This is a genomic window from Streptococcus ruminicola (assembly GCF_011387195.1).
GTDB lineage: Bacteria > Bacillota > Bacilli > Lactobacillales > Streptococcaceae > Streptococcus > Streptococcus ruminicola.
The window spans coordinates 900,206-919,162 of sequence record NZ_CP046919.1 but is presented as its reverse complement, the minus strand read 5'-3'; the positions used below and the strand labels follow the sequence as shown (position 1 = coordinate 919,162).

General features: G+C 38.6%; 16 protein-coding genes and 1 pseudogene. All 17 read right to left on the bottom strand.

Annotation, left to right across the window (positions count from 1 at the left end; genetic code table 11):
- Window positions 1-67: 67 nt before the first annotated feature.
- The 17 genes and pseudogenes from purB to GPZ88_RS04635 all read right to left on the bottom strand — a co-directional run bounded on the left by purB (window position 68) and on the right by GPZ88_RS04635 (window position 18,865).
- Complete coding sequence (gene purB, locus GPZ88_RS04715; RefSeq protein WP_166043588.1) at window positions 68-1,366, bottom strand: adenylosuccinate lyase; 1,299 nt, start codon at window positions 1,364-1,366, stop codon at window positions 68-70.
- A gap of 89 nt (window positions 1,367-1,455) precedes the next feature.
- Window positions 1,456-1,560, bottom strand: a pseudogene (locus GPZ88_RS10360) (phosphoribosylaminoimidazole carboxylase); the annotation flags it as partial.
- Window positions 1,554-2,645 carry a 5-(carboxyamino)imidazole ribonucleotide synthase gene (purK, locus tag GPZ88_RS04705; protein ID WP_166043586.1) on the bottom strand — a complete coding sequence of 364 codons (1,092 nt, stop codon included), beginning with the start codon at window positions 2,643-2,645 and terminating at the stop codon, window positions 1,554-1,556. The gene purK and the pseudogene GPZ88_RS10360, both read right to left, overlap by 7 nt.
- Window positions 2,632-3,120, bottom strand: a complete 489-nt coding sequence (gene purE, locus GPZ88_RS04700) for a 5-(carboxyamino)imidazole ribonucleotide mutase (protein ID WP_074603837.1) — start codon at window positions 3,118-3,120, stop codon at window positions 2,632-2,634. Before purE ends, purK begins: the two co-directional genes overlap by 14 nt.
- Window positions 3,120-3,569 carry a 2-thiouracil desulfurase family protein gene (locus GPZ88_RS04695; protein ID WP_074603839.1) on the bottom strand — a complete coding sequence of 150 codons (450 nt, stop codon included), beginning with the start codon at window positions 3,567-3,569 and terminating at the stop codon, window positions 3,120-3,122. The genes purE and GPZ88_RS04695 overlap by 1 nt, the downstream gene beginning before the upstream one ends.
- Entirely contained in the window at window positions 3,559-4,821 is a 1,263-nt protein-coding gene (gene purD, locus GPZ88_RS04690) for a phosphoribosylamine--glycine ligase (protein WP_074603841.1), read from the bottom strand. Before purD ends, GPZ88_RS04695 begins: the two co-directional genes overlap by 11 nt.
- A gap of 363 nt (window positions 4,822-5,184) precedes the next feature.
- Complete coding sequence (gene purH / locus GPZ88_RS04685) at window positions 5,185-6,732, bottom strand: bifunctional phosphoribosylaminoimidazolecarboxamide formyltransferase/IMP cyclohydrolase (protein ID WP_074603843.1); 1,548 nt, start codon at window positions 6,730-6,732, stop codon at window positions 5,185-5,187.
- Window positions 6,733-6,803: 71 nt separating this feature from the next.
- Window positions 6,804-7,355, bottom strand: a complete 552-nt coding sequence (gene purN, locus GPZ88_RS04680) for a phosphoribosylglycinamide formyltransferase (protein ID WP_074603845.1) — start codon at window positions 7,353-7,355, stop codon at window positions 6,804-6,806.
- A complete protein-coding gene (gene purM / locus GPZ88_RS04675; RefSeq protein ID WP_074561393.1) occupies window positions 7,355-8,374 on the bottom strand; it encodes a phosphoribosylformylglycinamidine cyclo-ligase in 1,020 nt (339 codons plus the stop codon). Before purM ends, purN begins: the two co-directional genes overlap by 1 nt.
- Window positions 8,375-8,409: 35 nt before the next feature.
- The gene (pyrF, locus tag GPZ88_RS04670; protein WP_166043583.1) at window positions 8,410-9,354 is read right to left on the bottom strand and encodes an orotidine-5'-phosphate decarboxylase; all 945 of its coding nucleotides are present in this window, start codon (window positions 9,352-9,354) and stop codon (window positions 8,410-8,412) included.
- A gap of 27 nt (window positions 9,355-9,381) precedes the next feature.
- A complete protein-coding gene (purF, locus tag GPZ88_RS04665; RefSeq protein ID WP_033152114.1) occupies window positions 9,382-10,845 on the bottom strand; it encodes an amidophosphoribosyltransferase in 1,464 nt (487 codons plus the stop codon).
- A 96-nt stretch (window positions 10,846-10,941) separates the two neighbouring features.
- Window positions 10,942-14,667 (bottom strand): phosphoribosylformylglycinamidine synthase, encoded by a 3,726-nt coding sequence (locus GPZ88_RS04660; protein WP_039696060.1) that lies wholly within the window; start codon window positions 14,665-14,667, stop codon window positions 10,942-10,944.
- A 50-nt stretch (window positions 14,668-14,717) separates the two neighbouring features.
- Window positions 14,718-15,428, bottom strand: a complete 711-nt coding sequence (gene purC / locus GPZ88_RS04655) for a phosphoribosylaminoimidazolesuccinocarboxamide synthase (protein WP_074565243.1) — start codon at window positions 15,426-15,428, stop codon at window positions 14,718-14,720.
- Between the two features lie 124 nt (window positions 15,429-15,552).
- Window positions 15,553-15,795, bottom strand: coding sequence for an acyl carrier protein (locus tag GPZ88_RS04650; RefSeq protein WP_003067281.1), 243 nt, complete (start codon window positions 15,793-15,795; stop codon window positions 15,553-15,555).
- A 17-nt stretch (window positions 15,796-15,812) separates the two neighbouring features.
- A complete protein-coding gene (plsX, locus tag GPZ88_RS04645; RefSeq protein WP_277612669.1) occupies window positions 15,813-16,808 on the bottom strand; it encodes a phosphate acyltransferase PlsX in 996 nt (331 codons plus the stop codon).
- A gap of 136 nt (window positions 16,809-16,944) precedes the next feature.
- Complete coding sequence (recO, locus tag GPZ88_RS04640; RefSeq protein WP_074626882.1) at window positions 16,945-17,700, bottom strand: DNA repair protein RecO; 756 nt, start codon at window positions 17,698-17,700, stop codon at window positions 16,945-16,947.
- Window positions 17,690-18,865 (bottom strand): pyridoxal phosphate-dependent aminotransferase, encoded by a 1,176-nt coding sequence (locus GPZ88_RS04635; RefSeq protein ID WP_074626881.1) that lies wholly within the window; start codon window positions 18,863-18,865, stop codon window positions 17,690-17,692. The genes recO and GPZ88_RS04635 overlap by 11 nt, the downstream gene beginning before the upstream one ends.
- Between the last annotated feature and the right edge of the window lie 92 nt (window positions 18,866-18,957).

The window sequence follows — 18,957 nt, the reverse complement described above, 5'->3', positions numbered from 1 at the left end:
ATTTTCTAATAAAACATTTAATAAAAAAATACCCAAGACTTTCGTCTCAGGTACTTTTTTGATTAAATTAATCTCCTAAACCAATACGGTTAAAGATTTCATCAACACGTTTAGTGTAGTAAGATGGGTTAAACAATTCATCGATTTCGTCTTGTGTCAAACGTGAAGTGACTTCTTCATCAGCTTCAAGAAGTGGTTTGAAGTCAACTTGATTGTCCCAAGAATAAGCTGTCTTAGGTTGAACAAGGTCATAAGCTTGTTCACGTGTCATACCTTTTTCAATCAATTTAAGCATAACACGTTGACTGAAGATAAGTCCAAAAGTAGAACCCATGTTGCGAATCATGTTTTCTGGGAAAACAGTCAAGTTTTTCACAATGTTGCCAAAACGGTTAAGCATGTAATCGATAAGGATTGTTGTATCTGGTGAAATGATACGTTCAGCAGATGAGTGAGAAATATCACGTTCATGCCAAAGTGACACGTTTTCGTAAGCTGTAATCATGTGACCACGGATAACACGTGCAAGACCTGTCATATTTTCTGAACCGATTGGGTTACGTTTGTGCGGCATAGCTGAGCTACCTTTTTGACCTTTAGCAAAGTATTCTTCAACTTCACGTTGTTCAGATTTTTGAAGACCACGGATTTCAGTTGCCATACGTTCGATTGATGTTGCAATACTTGCAAGAACTGCAAAGTATTCTGCATGAAGGTCACGTGGAAGAACTTGTGTTGAGATTTCTTGAGCACGGATACCAAGTTTTTCACATACGTATGCTTCAACAAATGGTGGGATGTTAGCGAAGTTACCAACAGCACCTGAAATTTTACCAGCTTCGACACCAGCAGCTGCATGTTCGAAACGTTCGATGTTACGTTTCATTTCGCTGTACCATGTTGCCAATTTCAAACCAAATGTTGTTGGTTCAGCGTGGACACCGTGAGTACGTCCCATCATGATTGTAAATTTATGTTCTTTAGCTTTGTTAGCAATGATTTCAAGGAAATTGTGCAAATCTTTGCGGATGATTTCGTTAGCTTGTTTGTAAAGGTAACCGTAAGCTGTATCAACAACGTCAGTTGATGTCAAACCATAGTGAACCCATTTACGTTCTTGACCAAGACTTTCAGAAACGGCACGTGTGAAGGCAACAACGTCGTGGCGTGTTTGTTGTTCGATTTCTAAGATACGGTCAACATCAAAGCTTGCATTGGCACGGATTTTAGCGACATCTTCTTTAGGAATTTCGCCTAGTTCAGCCCATGCTTCGTCAGCCAAAATTTCAACTTCAAGCCAAGCTTTGTATTTGTTTTCTTCACTCCAAATTGCCGCCATCTCAGGGCGTGAATAACGATCGATCATGTTTATGATGTTAAGGGCATTAAGTAAATTGATTAATACCCTATCTCCTTTCCTTTTTTAAGTTATATATCAAATAATAACTAACGCATTTAATTAAAATCTTCTTTACCAATTTCAACAGATGGATAATGAGGTAAGCTTGTCAAATCTGAATCAAGTGGTAAATCATAAGTAGCAAGGTAATCCCTTAAAAATCCATTCCTTCACCCATTTCCGCAATGGCATCTGGGTCATTACTAAACAAAGTAATGTGTCCCATTTTGCGGTTATGTTTTGCCTCTAGTTTACCATAAAGGTGGAGGTGAGCGCTAGGATTTTCATTGACATATGCTTGCGCTTTGTCCATATGTTGACCAAGAACATTAAGCATAACAGCTGGTTGGTGCAAGTGAATCTTAGGAAGAGGCAAACCGAGAATTCCTAAAATATGTGTATCAAATTGTGAAAAATCACAGGCCTCAATTGAGTAATGTCCTGAATTATGTGGACGTGGTGCGATTTCATTGACAATGATATCATCAGATGTCGCAAACATTTCAACGCAAAGTGTGCCTGACAAGTCCAATTTTTCAGCAATTTGCATTGCCATAGCTTGTGCTTTTTTGGCAAGTTCATCAGAAATGCGAGCAGGTACGATAGTTTTTGACAAAATATTGTTACGATGGATATTTTCTTGAACTGGGAAAACAGTCATCTCCTTGCCATTACCTGACACAATAACTGAAATTTCAAGGTCAAAATTCACAAATTCTTCTAGCACACATTCACAAGAGTTGGCTAATTTATTTGCAGCTTCCAAATCATCGGCTGATTTAATGACGATTTGACCATGACCATCGTAACCGCCAGTTGCAGTTTTCAAGACATAATTCTTAGACAAATCAATATCTTCAAGGTCAAGACTTGATGTCACAACTTTATAAGGCGCTACGGTAACACCAGCTTTTTGAGATAAAAAATTTTTCTCAAAAATACGATTTTGTGAAATTCTAAGCAGATCAGTTCCTTGGGGTAATTGATTTGCTTTTACCACTGCATCCAAAGCATCCGCATCGACATTTTCAAACTCATAAGTAAGCACATCACAGCGCTCTGCCAATTCACGCATCGCGTCAACGTCATCGTAAGGTGCCACAATCATATCACTAACACGAGATGCAGGACAATCTTTCGTTGGATCAAGTGTAACCACCTTATGTCCCATATAGATAGCTGAGATAGCCATCATTTGACCTAGTTGACCACCACCAATAATACCAATTGTTTTAGTCGAGTTCATCAGTTGATGCCTCCGCAGCTTTGCCTTGTTCGATGGCAAATTTTTCTAGTTTTTCTGCCAAAGCAGCATCTTCAATTGCTAAAATACGAAGAGCTGTAAGAGCAGCATTTTTAGCTCCTGACTCACCAATCGCCATTGTTGCCACAGGGACACCACCAGGCATTTGAACGATTGAATAAAGAGAATCAAGTCCGCTAAGGGCACGTGACTTCACAGGAACACCAATAACTGGAAGTGTTGTTTTTGCTGCAACCATACCAGGTAAATGCGCAGCACCACCAGCACCAGCAATAATCACCTTGATACCACGACCTCGTGCTTCTTCGGCATGTTTAAACATCAAATCTGGTGTACGATGAGCTGAAACAACTTTCTTCTCATAAGCCACACCAAATTCATCAAGTACTTCTGCTGTTTTTTTCATGGTAGCCCAATCTGATTTGCTTCCCATGATAACTGAAATTAATGGTTTCATTATTTTCCTTCCAATTGTTTTATATCTTCAACATCAAGAACAGGATAGCCAAGGGCTTTTAATTTTTGGGCAAAAAGACCACTACCTGCCACTTTTTCACCAGAAAAGTTTCCATCATAAATTTGATTAACACCACAAGATGGACTGCGTGATTGTAAAACTGCTAGGTCAATTTGTTTGCCAGAAAGCTCATTGACACAACGCTCAATGCCTTTTTCAAACAGGTCATCGTAACAATTTCCTCTTTTATCAAGAACATGTCCATCGACTAATTCAACAGGTTCTCGTGGCGTAGGCAGACCAGCTAAAACTTCTGGACAAATGGCTACCACTTCTTTGTCAGCAACATAATCAACCAGAGTTTGATTGTAATTATGACCACCGTTATACTTACACTTCTCACCCAAGAGACAAGCGCTGACTAAAACACATTTAGGTTTAACGTCCAAGAGCTTTACTTCCGATATCGTTGCGATAGAAAAGACCTGTTGTATCTTGCTTAGCAAGCTCTGCATAAATAACATCTTGAGCAGATTTTACGTCAGCCTCTGTTGTGACTAGCATGTACACACGTCCACCATTTGAAAGCAATACTTTATCATCAGCGAACCTAGCTCCTGCGTAATAAGTAATCACATCACCTGATGTTTTTTCTGGAAGACGAACACCTTTTTCGTAGGCAACTGGGTAACCTTCTGAGGCAACTACCACACCCAAAGTCACACCCTTGTCAGTCCAAGTGATTTCTGGCTCTTTACCGTCTAAAATATCAGTAATGTTTTGAGCAAAATCAGATGTCAAACGCGGCAAGATAACTTGAGTTTCAGGGTCACCAAAGCGTGAATTAAATTCAATAACTTTAGGACCATCAGCTGTTAAAATAAGTCCTGCATAAAGAACACCAAGATATGGACGACCTTCGGCAATCATTCCGTTAAGAACTGGTTTAACGATTGTTTCAACAGCTGTATCAACAACACTTTGTGGCAAATGTGGTACCGGAGCGTAAGCTCCCATACCACCAGTATTAGGACCTTTATCACCATCAAAAGCACGTTTGTGGTCTTGAGCAGTTGGCATGATGTAGAAGTTATCGCCATTGACAAAAGCAAACAATGAGAATTCTTCGCCATCAAGAAATTCTTCAATAACCACACGTGCACCAGAATCACCAAATTTATTATCAAGCAACATTTCATGTGCCGCTTCCACAGCTTGCTCAACTGTTTCAGCAACTACCACACCTTTACCTAATGCCAAACCGTCAGCTTTAACAACAATCGGTGCGCCATGTTCTTCAATATAACTCTTTGCTTGCTCAAAATCTGAGAAGGTGCTGTAAGCTGCTGTTGGAACATGATATTTAGCCATGATTGATTTAGCAAAGTCTTTAGACCATTCAAGCTCCGCAGCTGCTTTACTTGGACCGAAGGCTTTCAAGCCTGCGGCATTAAAATCATCGACGATTCCTGCAGCCAAAGCATCATCAGGTCCGATAAATGCCCAAGCGATCTCATTTTCTTTTGCAAAATCAACAAGCTTAGAATGTTCGGAAATTCCGATATTTACTAAATCAAGTCCATCAAGTGTCATCCCATCATTTCCAGGTGCTACAAAAACCTGGCTCACTTGAGGAGATTCCAACAACTTCTTAGCAATAGCGTGCTCACGCCCGCCAGAGCCAACAACTAAAAGTTTCATAAGTAAAAATACCTCAATAGAAAACAATCACAGGAGCCTAGGCTCCAAAATCAACAAAGCACGTAAAAACAAAATATTTTCACGAATTATCTAGATATATTATAACATATTTGTTCGGAAATAGATGGAAATCCTGTGATAAGTTTAGAAAAAATACCATAAAAATAAAAAAAATCCCAATCTAGATAGACTGGGACTTGGTTGGATTATGAAAAAAAGTTTATTTAGGAGTTATTGTTAGTATAGTAAGCCTTACTTAAGTGAGACTTAAGCATAACTTTCAAAAAGCTTAAAGTAAAAGCATCCTAGCCTTAGCCAAGATGCTTCATGAAATATTTATTAAAGGAAGTTTGCCTATTTATCTTAGTGGCGGAAGTGACGAACACCTGTAAATACCATGGCAATACCGTATTTATCAGCCATGTCGATAGATTCTTGGTCACGAACTGAACCACCAGGTTGGATGATAGCTTTCACACCTGCGGCAGCAATTTCTTCAACGTTATCTGCAAATGGGAAGAAAGCATCACTAGCAAGAACAGCACCGTCAAGACGATCTTTAGCTTGATCAAGTGCAATACGAACTGAAGCCACACGGTTTGTTTGACCAGGACCAACACCAAGTGTCATGTGGTCATTTGTCACGATGATACCGTTAGATTTAACATATTTGATTGATTTCCAAGCAAATTCAAGCGCAGCTTTTTCTTGGTCAGTTGGTTGACGTTTTGTGACAACTTTCCAATCTGCTGGATTTTCTTCGATAACATCTTGGTTTTGAACCAAAAGTCCACCAACAACACCAGTGTATTCTTTTTCAACTTGACTAGCTTCTTGAGCGTCAAATGGCAATTGAAGAATACGCATATTTTTCTTCTTAGTTGTCAAAATTTCAAGAGCTTCATCAGAATAGCTTGGTGCAATGATGATTTCAAGGAAAATAGCGTGCATTTTCTTAGCTGTTGCAGCGTCAACTTCGCGGTTAAGCACAACGATTCCACCAAAGATTGAAACAGGGTCTGATTCATAAGCGTAATCCCAAGCTGTTTCAATGTCATCAGCTTGTCCGATACCACATGGGTTCATGTGTTTAAGCGCAACAACAGTTGGACGGTCTTTGAAATCACGGATAATGCGGATAGCAGCATCTGCATCGCGAATGTTGTTAAATGACAATTCTTTACCGTTCAATTGTTTAGCAGAAGCAATTGAGTAATCTGTTGGCAAAGCTTTTTGGTAGAAATCAGCATCTTGTTGTGGGTTTTCACCATAACGCATTGGTTGTTTCAAATCGTAAGTGATGGTAAGTTTTTCAGGTTTTGTTTCACCAACTTGTTTTGTAAAGTATTCCGCAATCAAAGCATCGTATGCTGCTGTGTGACGGAAGACTTTCGCTGCCAAACGTTGACGAGTTTCAAATGTTGTTTCACCATTTGCTGACAATTCATCCAAAACAACAGCGTAATCAGCTGGGTCAACGACAACTGTAACACTAGCGTGGTTTTTAGCTGCAGAGCGAAGCATTGAAGGACCACCGATATCAATGTTTTCAACCGCATCAGCGTAAGTCACATCTGGTTTCAAGATTGTTTCTTTAAATGGGTAAAGGTTAACCACAACAAGGTCAATCAATTCGATGTGATTATCTTTTGCTGCTTGAAGGTGACTATCAAGGTCACGACGAGCCAAAAGACCACCGTGGATATTTGGGTGAAGTGTCTTCACACGTCCATCCATCATTTCTGGGAAACCAGTCACATCATCAATCGCAATAGTGTCAACACCTGCTTTATCAAGCGCAACTTTTGTTCCACCAGTTGAGATGATATCCCAGCCAAGTTTTTTCAATTCTTGAGCAAATTCAACAATGCCCGCTTTGTCAGAAACACTAATTAGTGCACGTTTTGTCATTTTTTCTCCTTTAAAAAGATGTTACTGTTATGTTTAACCTTCAAAGTTATCACAAAATCTAACTTTTGAGATTACTTTTTCTCAACTCCCAAGCTCTCTAAAACCTCAGGATAAAGCTTATACTCATTTTCATGAATGCGAGCTTCAAAACTTTCAATGGTATCACCTGCTAGACGAGGCACACGAACTTGTTTAATCACTGTCCCTGTATCGACACCACTGTCAACCCAATGAATGGTAACGCCAGACTGGTCAACACCTGCTTCCCAAGCATCATCAATACCATGAGCGCCTGGAAATTCAGGAAGATAAGCTGGATGAATATTGATAATACGACCTTCGTAAGCTTTTAACAAAGTCGATCCAACAATTTTCATATAACCAGCCAAGCAAACCAAATCAATGTCATATTTTTCAAGCAAAGCTACAATTGCTTTTTCATAATCTACTTTACTATCAAACTCTTTAAGTTCAAATGTGTGAGCTGTCACACCGAGTTTTTCAGCACGTTCTAAGACATAAGCATCTCGGTGGTCTGAAAAGACAAACTCAACAGGAAATTGCTCAGCAATAACTTGAAAATTTGACCCATTACCACTCGCAAATACTGCGATTTTTTTCATTATTTAATCACCACACTTGCATCTGCTTTTTTAACGATGCGACCAAGTTCGTAAACTGGTTCGTCAAGCAATTCTTTCACGCGTTCAACTTTGTCAGGGCTAACTGCCATCATCAAACCAATACCCATGTTGAAGATTTCAAACATTTCTTCGTGTTTGATGTTACCATATTTTTCAAGAGCTTTGAAAATTGGAAGAACTGGAATTTTGTCTTCTTCGATTTCAGCAGCCAAGTCATCAGCGAACATACGTGGCACATTTTCGATGAATCCACCACCAGTGATGTGAGCAATACCGTTAACCAACTCTTCTTTGATAAGCGGAAGCACTGCTTTAACGTAGATACGAGTTGGTTCAAGAAGGACTTCTTTCAACTTCTTACCTTCAAGTTCTGGAAGAACTTCTTCACCTGAATAATCAGCAAAGACACGGCGAACAAGTGAGTAACCATTTGAGTGGATACCGCTTGAAGCAAGTCCAAGAAGAACGTCGCCATCAGAAACTTTTGAACCATCAATGATTTGTGATTTTTCAGCAACACCTACTGCAAAACCAGCCAAATCATAATCATCTTCGCCGTACATGCCAGGCATTTCAGCAGTTTCACCACCGATAAGAGCTGCACCAGATTGGACACAACCTTCAGCAACACCAGCAACAACTTGTTCAAGTTTTGCAGGCTCATTTTTACCAGTTGCGATGTAGTCTAAGAAGTAAAGTGGTTCTGCACCAGCAGCAATGATATCATTAACACACATTGCCACACAGTCTTGACCGATGGTATCGTGTTTGTCATATTTGATGGCAAGCATGAGTTTTGTTCCCACACCATCAGTTCCTGAAATCAAAACAGGTTCTTTAACGCCAGTTTTAGTAAGGTCAAACATACCACCAAAACCACCAAGAGCGCCCATAACACCAGCACGTTCAGTACGTGCCACGTGTTTTTTGATACGTGCAACAACTTCATAACCCGCTTCAACATCAACACCAGACTGAGCGTAAGCATTTTTTGACATAATATTTTCTCCTTTTTGGGAAATAGCAGAGCTATTTAAACATTTTTCCAGATAAGTTTATTTGAATTTTCCAAAGTATCGTTGATTAACTTATTATAACCATCGACAGCTTTAGAAATAGCAGTTCTAACTTCTTCTTGAGAAGCATCAACATCTTGATAAGCATAATTGATAGCTCTTGAACATGGAATAATAACACCAGTTCCTTTATCATCAAATGCTGATTCAAGCAAAGTGACATCTCCACCTTGATATCCAATACCAGGCATCAAGAACAATGAGTTCGGTAATAGTTTTCTAAATTTAGCAACTTCTTCTGGATAAGTTGCACCGATAACTGCACCTAAATCAGAATATCCATATTTACCAACTTTTGTTCCATGATTATTAATGTAATCACAAACAAGTTCTGATACTGTAGCACCATTAACTGTTTCCATGTCTTGTAACTCACCAGAAGATGGATTGCTAGTTTTAACAAGAACAATTGTTCCATTACCAGTTTCATGACCAACTTCTACAAATGGTGTCACCCCATCACTTCCTAGAAAAGGATTTACTGTAACAGCATCAACATAACTTGTTTCATCCATCCATTCATCACAAGAACCTTTGAAGAAAGCTTTAGCATAAGCTTCAGAAGTCGTTCCGATATCCCCACGCTTGGCATCTGCAATAACCAACAATCCTTTTTCATGAGCATAAGCAACAGTATCCCAGAAAGCTTGTAAACCATCTGCACCATATTTTTCAAAATAGGCAAGCTGTGGTTTGATAGCAGGCACCTTACCATCAATTAAATCAATAACCATTTTATTAAAAGTCAAGATAGCATATGCCGCACCTTTCGGAGTTTTACCATACTTTTTTGTAGCTTCTTGCAAAAGATAGGTTGGATACTTGTCTAAAATCGGATCTAAACCAACACAAAGATGTGAGTGAGTTGCTATAACTTTTTCAATATATTTATCTGAAAACATTAGTTCCTCATTTCCTCTAACCAAAAGCTATTTATTCTCATTAACTTCGTGAATATAGAAACTTGTTTTTTCTTCTAAGCTCTTGAGGTATGCTTCTTCATAATCATAGAGTGGTGTTGGATACTTACCGTCAAAGTATGCCACGCAAAGACCACCATTTGGAGCATCTGTATCAAGACCGATTGATTCAATCAAACCATCAATTGACAAGTAAGTTAGACTATCTGCACCGATAATTTCACAAACTTCATCTTTGGTATGATTAGCCGAAATCAATTCACGACGATTTTGAATGTCGATACCGTAGAAACATGGGTATTTCAACTCTGGACTACCAATAGCCACGTGAACTTCTGTCGCACCTGCTTCACGAAGAAGACGAACGATACGACGTGATGTTGTTCCACGTACGATAGAATCATCTACCATGACAACGCGCTTACCTTTAACAACACCTGAAACAGCTGAAAGTTTCATACGAACACCTTGCTCACGCAATTCTTGTGTTGGTTGAATGAAAGTACGTTGTGTGTATTGATTTTTCACCAAGCCCATTTCATTTGGGAGACCTGACTCTTCTGCAAAGCCCATGGCTGCTGAAAGCGATGAATTTGGCACACCAACAACGATATCAGCTTCATGATGAAACTCTTGTGCCAAACGTTTCCCCATATTTTTACGAGCTGTGTGAACATTGACACCGTAAATGTCACTATCAGGGCGGGCAAAGTAAATGTATTCCATTGAACAAATAGCAAGCTGAGTATCAGTTGTGTAGGTATCATACTGGATACCATTGTCATCAATGATAACAAGTTCACCTGGTTTTACATCACGAACCCATTTCGCACCGATTACTTCAAATGCACATGTTTCACTTGAAACAACCCAAGCACCGTTATCCATTTGACCGATTGACAATGGACGGAAACCATTTGGATCAAGCGCAGCGATCAACTTGTCTTTTGTCATCAAGAGATAAGCAAAGCCACCTTTAACAGTATTAAGAGCTTCTTTGACTTTGCCGATAAACTCTGGATTGTGGCTACGTCGAATTAAGTGCATCAAAATTTCAGTATCTGATGATGCGTTAAAAATCGCACCTTCGTTTTCCAATTCTTTTTTCAATGAAACAGCATTTGTCAAATTACCATTGTGGCAAAGACCAAATTGTTCATCTGTAAAGTTGTAAAGAAAAGGTTGAATATTGTTAATTGATGCTGAACCTGCTGTCGCGTAACGAACGTGACCAATTGCTGCAGTCCCTGTCAATTTTTCCAAATCAGCAGGATTTTTAAACACATCTGAAAGGAGACCTGTATTACGGTGCTGAAGAAGTTTACCGTTATCATTTGTGACGATACCAGCACCTTCTTGACCGCGGTGTTGAAGACTGTGGAGCCCAAAATAAGTAACGTGAGCTGCTTGAGGATGTCCCCAAATCCCAAACACACCACACTCTTCGTTAAGAGATTTAACTTCGTATGTCATTCTTTTTTATTACCTAAAAATTCCTTTGACAAGTTGACAAAAGGTACTCACGTACCTTGTCATTGTCATTTCTATAAAATATATTTATCGTGGATATTAAGCTTTAGTGAAATACTCAACAGCGCTACGGAACAAGTGTTGGTCTTTATTTCCTGGAATATTTTGGAAAAGTCCATCTTCGTAACGTTCTGAGTGTCCCATCTTACCGATGATTTGTCCGTTCTTGCTTGTGATACCTTCAATAGCATTCACAGAGCCATTTGGATTGTATTTAGAATCCATGCTTGGTTTGCCATCGAAGTCAACGTATTGACTAAAGATTTGTCCGTTGTCACGAAGTTCAGCAAACTCTTCATCAGTCACAACAAATTTACCTTCACCATGTGAAACTGGAATAGCGTAAACATCACCAACTTCAACACCAGCAAGCCAAGGTGAGTTTGTATTTGCAATACGTGTTTCAACCATTTTCGCCACGTGTTGGTTAGCATCGTTGTAGAAAAGAGTTGGACTTGTTTCAGTAGCATCTTCAAAGTTACCGTATGGAAGAAGGCCTGATTTAACAAGGGCTTGGAATCCATTACAGATACCAATGATAAGACCACCTTTTTCGATGAAGCTATCAATAGCTGCGCGAACTTTTTGGTTAAGCAAGATGTTCACGATAAATTTAGCAGAACCATCTGGTTCATCAGCAGCTGAGAATCCTCCAGCGAAGAAGATAATGTTAGCTTTACTGATGTTGTCAACCATTGTGTCAACTGAAGCTTCGATTGCTGCTTCATTAAGTGTGACAAATGGAACCAAATTAACTTTCGCACCAGCTTGTTCAAAGGCTTTAGCTGAATCGTATTCTGAGTTTGTACCAGGGAAAACTGGGATGTAAACAAGTGGTTCAGCAACTTTTTGACTTGCCTTAATCACAGCGTCTGAAGCGACAGCTGGAACATCTTCAAGCTTAGTACTTTGTTCAAATTCAGTTGGGTAAACTTCTTCAAGCGTTCCTTCAAAGGCTGAAAGAAGTTTGTCACCAGCAAGGTTGATATCGTTGACAGTAAGTGTAAAGTCAGCTGTTGTTTCACCAATTTTAATAGCGTCAGCAATTTCTTCATCTGAAGTAAAGACAAAGCCACCAAGTTGTGCTGTCAAGCTTGTTGCAAGCTCGGCCAATTCAACCTTAGCACCGATATGATTACCAAAGCTAGCAAGTGCCAAGCTTTCCATCACACCACCGTATTTAACAGCTGACGCTGCTGTAATGTGATGTGCTTTTTGAATGGCTTCAAATTTAGCAAAGTTACCTTTGATTAGGTCAAAATCAATATCTTGTGAAATAGCTTGACCTGGAATATAGTAAACATTTTCGCCAGCTGCTTTAAATTCAGGTGAAAGAACTTTACGGCTATCGGCTGTTGTTACCCCAAAAGCAACCAATGTTGGTGGTACTGTCAATTCTTCAAAAGTACCAGACATTGAATCTTTACCACCAATTGATGGTAAACCAAGTTGAATTTGAGCTTCGATTGAACCAAGAAGAGCTGAGACAGGTTGACCAAAGCGTTCAGCTTTTTTATCCATACGTTGGAAGTATTCTTGATAAGAAAAACGTGCTTTAGACCAGTTAGCTCCAGTTGCCACCAAACGTGCTATCGCTTCAATCACAGCATAAGCAGCACCGTGATATGGTGACCATTCAGCAATGTAAGGATTGAATCCTTGAGCCATGACTGAAGCTGTTGTTGTTACACCATTTTGAACAGGAAGTTTTTGAACAGAACTTTCTGTTGGTGTGATTTGGTAACGACCACCAATTGGATGGTTAACTGTTGAACGACCAACAGAGCTATCAAAGATTGTTTGTAAACCTTTTTGGCTAGCATGGTTAAGGTCTGAAAGGACTTTAGTTGTATCAGTTTCAAGAGTTGCTGCTGAAGTTGTACGTTGTTCTGGCATGTCAACTTGACTGTCAACGACATCAGCATCAACGACCACGCGCACACCGTTAGTATCAAGGAAACGACGTTCAATATCGACAATGGTTTGACCATTCCAAGTCATGACAAGGTTTGGTTTTTCTGTAACTGTCGCAACAACAACAGCATCGATATTTTCTTTGTGACATTCAGCTACGAAAGCTTCAACGTCTTTCGGACGAACTACAACAGCCATACGTTCTTGTGATTCTGAGATAGCAATTTCAGTTCCGTTAAGCCCTTGATATTTAAGTGGCACTTTATTAAGGTCAATTTCAAGACCATCAGCCAATTCACCAATCGCAACACAGACACCACCAGCACCAAAGTCATTTGATTTTTTGATGAGGCGAGTCACATTGCCATTACGGAAAAGGCGTTGAATTTTTCGTTCTTCGATGGCATTACCTTTTTGAACTTCTGCGCCAGCTGTTTCAACAGATTCAACTGTTTGAACTTTAGATGAACCAGTTGCACCACCGACACCATCACGACCTGTTTTACCTCCAAGAAGGATAACCACATCGCCTGCTTCTGGTTTTTCACGAACAACGTTACCTTTTGGAGCTGCACCGACTACCGCACCAAGTTCCATACGTTTAGCAACAAATCCTGGGTGGAAGTATTCTTTAACGTAAGTTGTTGCAAGACCGATTTGGTTACCATATGAAGAATAACCATGAGCTGCTGTTTTAGAAATCACTTGTTGTGGCAATTTACCAAGACGAGTTTCTGCAATTGGTGTTGTGATATCACCAGCACCTGAAATACGCATCGCTTGATAAACATATGAGCGTCCTGACAATGGATCGCGGATTGCACCGCCGATACATGTTGCCGCACCACCGAATGGTTCAATTTCTGTTGGGTGATTATGTGTTTCATTCTTGAACATCAAAAGCCAAGGTTCTTTGACACCATTCACATCAACTTCAATTTCAACAGAACATGCATTGATTTCATCTGAAACTTCCATGTCATCCAAACGACCATTGGCACGTTCATAACGACCAAAGATAGTCGCCATATCCATCAATGTTTGTGGTTTTTCAGAGCGACCTAATTCATCACGCATAGCAATGTATTTATCATAAGTTGCTTGCAATTGTTTTTGGAATTTAGACGCTGAGAAATCAATATGTTTAAGCTCAGTTTCAAAGGTTGTGTGACGGCAGTGGTCTGACCAGTAAGTGTCCAAAACTTTCAATTCAGTTTCAGTTGGCACACGACCAATTGATTTGAAATAATCTTGGATGAAAAGAAGGTCATCAACTTCCATCGCCAAACCTTGTTCAGCTTTGTAGTCAGCAAATTCAGCTGCTGTATAAGTTTTAAAGAAATCAAGATTTGGAATTGTTTTGTCAGATTCTGAAAATGCTTGTGGGGCAATTCCTGTTGTAATATCTTTAAAACGAGAATCAACAGGATTAAGCAAATAATTCTTAACCGCATCAAGTTCAGCTGCAGCGATATCTTTATTAACGAGATAAAGTTGAGCAGTATTAACAGTCACGTCACTATTGCTACCAAGCAAAAGCAAGGCTTCTTGTGATGAGGCTGCACGTTGGTCAAACTGACCAGGAAGTGATTCAATCGCAAAGAAAGCATAATTAGCAAGTTCAGCAACCAAATCATTTTCAGCCAAAATATTATCTGTTACTTGTTCAGAAAAGATATGTTTTTCCGCACGTTCAAAAAGTGCTTTGTCTAGCCCAAAAACATCATAAACTTGAATGATACGTAGATCAGTCAAACTTGTTAATTGAAGATTATGTTTAAGCTCTTTAACAAGCGCTTGAGCTTTAATATTGAAATTTGATTTTTTCTCAACGAAAATTCGTTTATCCATTTTTTACCCTTTTTAGAATTCTTCTTTTACCTACTAGCAAATGTTGCAGATTATTTAAGTCCTTTTAGTTTTTCAAGAACAACTTCATAAACATCTGTTAAGCTACCAAGATCACGACGGAAGACATCTTTGTCCATGTGGTGACCTTCAGCATCCCAAAGACGGCAGTTATCAGGTGAAAATTCATCAGCAAGAATGATTTTACCGTCTTTATCTTTACCAAATTCCAATTTGAAATCAATCAAAGTAAGTCCGATTTGTTTGAACCAATCTTTCAAAAGTTCATTAATACGACGTGTTTCAGCTTTGATGTAAGCAATATCTTCATCGCTTGCAATACCAAGGAATTTCACATGTTCATCATTAATGAATGGGTCATCCAATTCATCGTTTTTGTAATAAAACTCAACAATTGGTGTGTCCAATTTGATACCTTCTTCGACACCAAAACGTTTTGAGAATGAACCTGCTGTAACATTACGCAAAACAACTTCAAGAGGAACAATATCAACTTTTTTGTTCAATTGTTCGGTTTCTGACAATTGTTTAACAAAATGAGTGGCTACACCTGCTTCATTCAATTTTGTAAAAATTAAAGATGAGATTTGATTATTAAGAACGCCTTTACCTTTAATAGTCTCTTTTCGAGCACCATTAAGCATAGTAGCTTGGTCTTTGTAGACTGAAATAATCAAGTTCTCATCTTCTGAGGTTGTGTAAATATCTTTAGCTTTTCCCGTATAAATTAGTTGTCGTGACATGTTTTTGTTCGCCTTTCGCTTTTATTCTACTAAATTTTAACACATGCTCAAACCAATTTCAACATTTAACAGACTTTTTAATGAAATAAAATTAAAAACGTCCGCTTTTTGCGAACGTTTTTCTTTATTTTACTCTATTATAGAGATATTCCATCATTTCTCCCATACATTTCATGTCTTCAACATCTTCATCAGGGATTTCCAAATGGAATTCATCTTCAAGATTGATAACAAATTCTGTCAAAGCAATAGAATCAACTCCCAAATCATCGTGGAGACTCGTTGTTTGTGTAATCTCCAAATCAGGCTTATTCATCTGCTCCTTGATGATGAAACTAATCCTTTCAAAAATAGCCTCTTTTGTCATCTCATCCTCCCTTTTCATTAGTCTTTTGGTGTGAATGCTTCAACCAATTGACCAACAACATTTGTATCTAACATCTTACGAGCTTGTCTAATAGTATAGTAAACAGCTTGCGCGTCACTTGAACCATGACATTTCACAACAGGTGCTTTAAGCCCAAAGAGAACCGCACCACCTGCACTTGAATAATCCATAGTATCTTTTAGACTATACAAACTGTCTTTTAGTAGAAGGGCTCCTAATTTTGCTTTCCATCCACCTGATTTAATAGAAGATTTCAAGCTTCCCATAATGTTAAGAGCAGTTCCTTCCATCGTTTTAAGAACAGCGTTTCCTGTGAAACCATCTGATACCACAACATCAGCAACACCATTCATCAAATCACGCGCTTCAACATTTCCAACAAAGTTTAGACTATCATCTTCTGCCAGAAGAGCGTAAGTTTCTTTATGAAGTGGATCACCTTTAGTAGCTTCTGTCCCATTATTTAATAGACCAACTCGAGGTTTATCAATACCACGAACATTTTTAGCATAAAATGACCCTAAAATAGCATATTGGTGCAAGTGTTTAGGGGTATTTTCAGCATTCGCACCAAGGTCTAACATATCATAACCTTTACCATCAAGAGTTGGTAAAGTAGACATCAAACCTGGACGATCAATTCCTTTAATACGTCCAACAACAAAAAGTCCTGCTGCCAAAAGAGCACCTGTATTACCCGCAGAAATCACAGCATCTGCTGTTCCTTCCTTAACGGCTTGAGCACCAAGTACCATACTAGCTTTCTTTTTACGACGAATCGCTTTTGCTGGTTCATCGTCCGAATTGATTTTTTCATCTGTATGAATAATTGACACACGGTCTGTTGCTGTCAAATATTCCTTAATTTTTGCTTCATCTCCATAAAGTTGAATCTCAATATCTGAGAATTCAGCCAAGGCACGATTAACTCCCTCAACAATAGCTTTAGGAGCATTATCTCCGCCCATAGCATCAATAGCAATTTTCTTCATATGAATTTCCTCACAAAACATTATCGCCTTATTATAGCATGATTCGCGATTTTTTTCATTTTTTGAAAATCCTCGCATGCTTTCAGAAAAAAAGTCATCTGATAAACACTCTAAAATTGGTGCTCATCAAATGACCTTATTTCATAATATTTCCCCAAGTTCCTAAATCATCGATGAATTTCTTACTCTTCAAACGAAGACCAACGTAATTATCATAAATATCATCAATGAACAACCGTAATTTTCGTTTCATCTCTGGTTTAACAGAAATTGTCTTCAAATCATCAAATTGAATTGCTTGAAAACGATCCACCAGATAAAGAACATTTGGATCCAAATGACTGCGATGCTCATCTTTCACATAATGTTCAGGACAAAGCAAACCAGAATACTTGTGTGAAAAATCAAAAGGAAGCCCTACACGATGACAAAAAGCACAGTCATGAAAATTAAGACTAACACCAAAACGTTCTAAAATCTGAATCTCAAAAATATTAGTCAAAATTTCATAGTCAAGCCCCTCTTCCATCAACAAAAGAGTCTTCTTTAAAAAGGCAAATAACTGCGGATCTGCAACACCATCTGGTACAGCAGCATCAGCTAGGGACGTCACATAAGACGCATAAGATAGTTTAAATAAATCCGCATTAATCTCCTTGAAAGAATCAACTTCCTTATAATCTTCAATAAAAGATAAACCAGTCTCATTGATTTTTAAAATAAATTTAGCTACCGTTAACGGTTGAATAGCCGAATTAAAACGAGATTTACTAGCATGTTTCACAAAAAACATGTGTTTCCCATTGGTTTCAGTAAAAATCTTAACTAACTTATCATCCTCACGATAATTACGATTATAAAGGACAAGACCGTAAGTTTCCTTATTTTGCATGTTCTTCCATAAATTCTTTCAAACGATCCATAGCTGTTGTGATTGTTTCCATGCTAGCTGCATATGACAAACGAAGATAGCCTTCACCATATTTACCAAAAGCTACACCAGGAATGAAAGCAACAGCTTTTTCACGCGCAAAATCTTGACAGAATTTAAATGAATCTTGTTCATAGCCAGCTGGAATCTTAGCAAAAATGTAAAAGGCACCATCTGGTTTGATAATCTTAAAGCCAAGCGCAGACATTTTATCAATGATGTAATCACGACGTTTCATATACTCTGCCTTCATTGGAAGAGCGTCATCCTTACCAACTGAAAGAGCTTCAATCGCAGCAAACTGTGCCATTGTTGCAGCAGCTGTAACCAAGTATTGGTGACTCTTAATCAACTGTGCTGTAAAATTAGCTGGCGCAAAAATCATACCAATTCGCCAACCTGTCATAGCGTGAGATTTAGAAAGACCATTAATTAAAATAGTTTGTTCTGGAAGATATTCTGCAATTGAGACATGAGGTTCATCACTATAAGTTAATTCAGAATAAACTTCATCTGAAACCACAAAAACATCATATTTCTTAAGCACATCCGCCAAAGCTTTAATTTGTTCACGTGAGTAAGTTACCCCAGTTGGATTAGTTGGGTAATTAAGTAAAACGGCTTTTAGTTTATCGCCTTGTTCCAAAATAGCTTTTTCAAGCATTTCTGGTGTTAAAACAAAGTCATTAGCTGTTGTATCAATTTCAACAATTTCAGCCCCTACAAGATTAACAATAGGTTCATAACCAGGATAAGCTGGTGCTGGCAAAAGAACTGTATCTCCTGGTTCCAAAATAGCCGTTAACGTTGCTGACAAAGCTTCCGTTGCCCCAATTGTAACCAAAATTTCATTATCAGGATTATAAGACAAATGATACTTAGACTTCAAAAAATCTGCAGCCGCTTGACGAAGAGCAGGCAAACCTGCCATACCAGTATAGTGAGACTGATTGGCATCAATCGCAGCTTTTGCTGCCTCTTTAACATGATCAGGTGTCGTAAAATCAGGCTCTCCAAGAGTCAATTTCATAATGCCTGGCACGTCAGAGATAGACTGATCAAATTGACGAATCAACGACACTTCAATCTTATTTAAATTTTTATTAAAACGATCTGTTAAACTCATAGTTTCACCTCAAAAATCTAATTACATCTATTATACATAAAATTTGATAATTATACACCCTTTTTCAAGTTATCCACAACAACAATCAACTA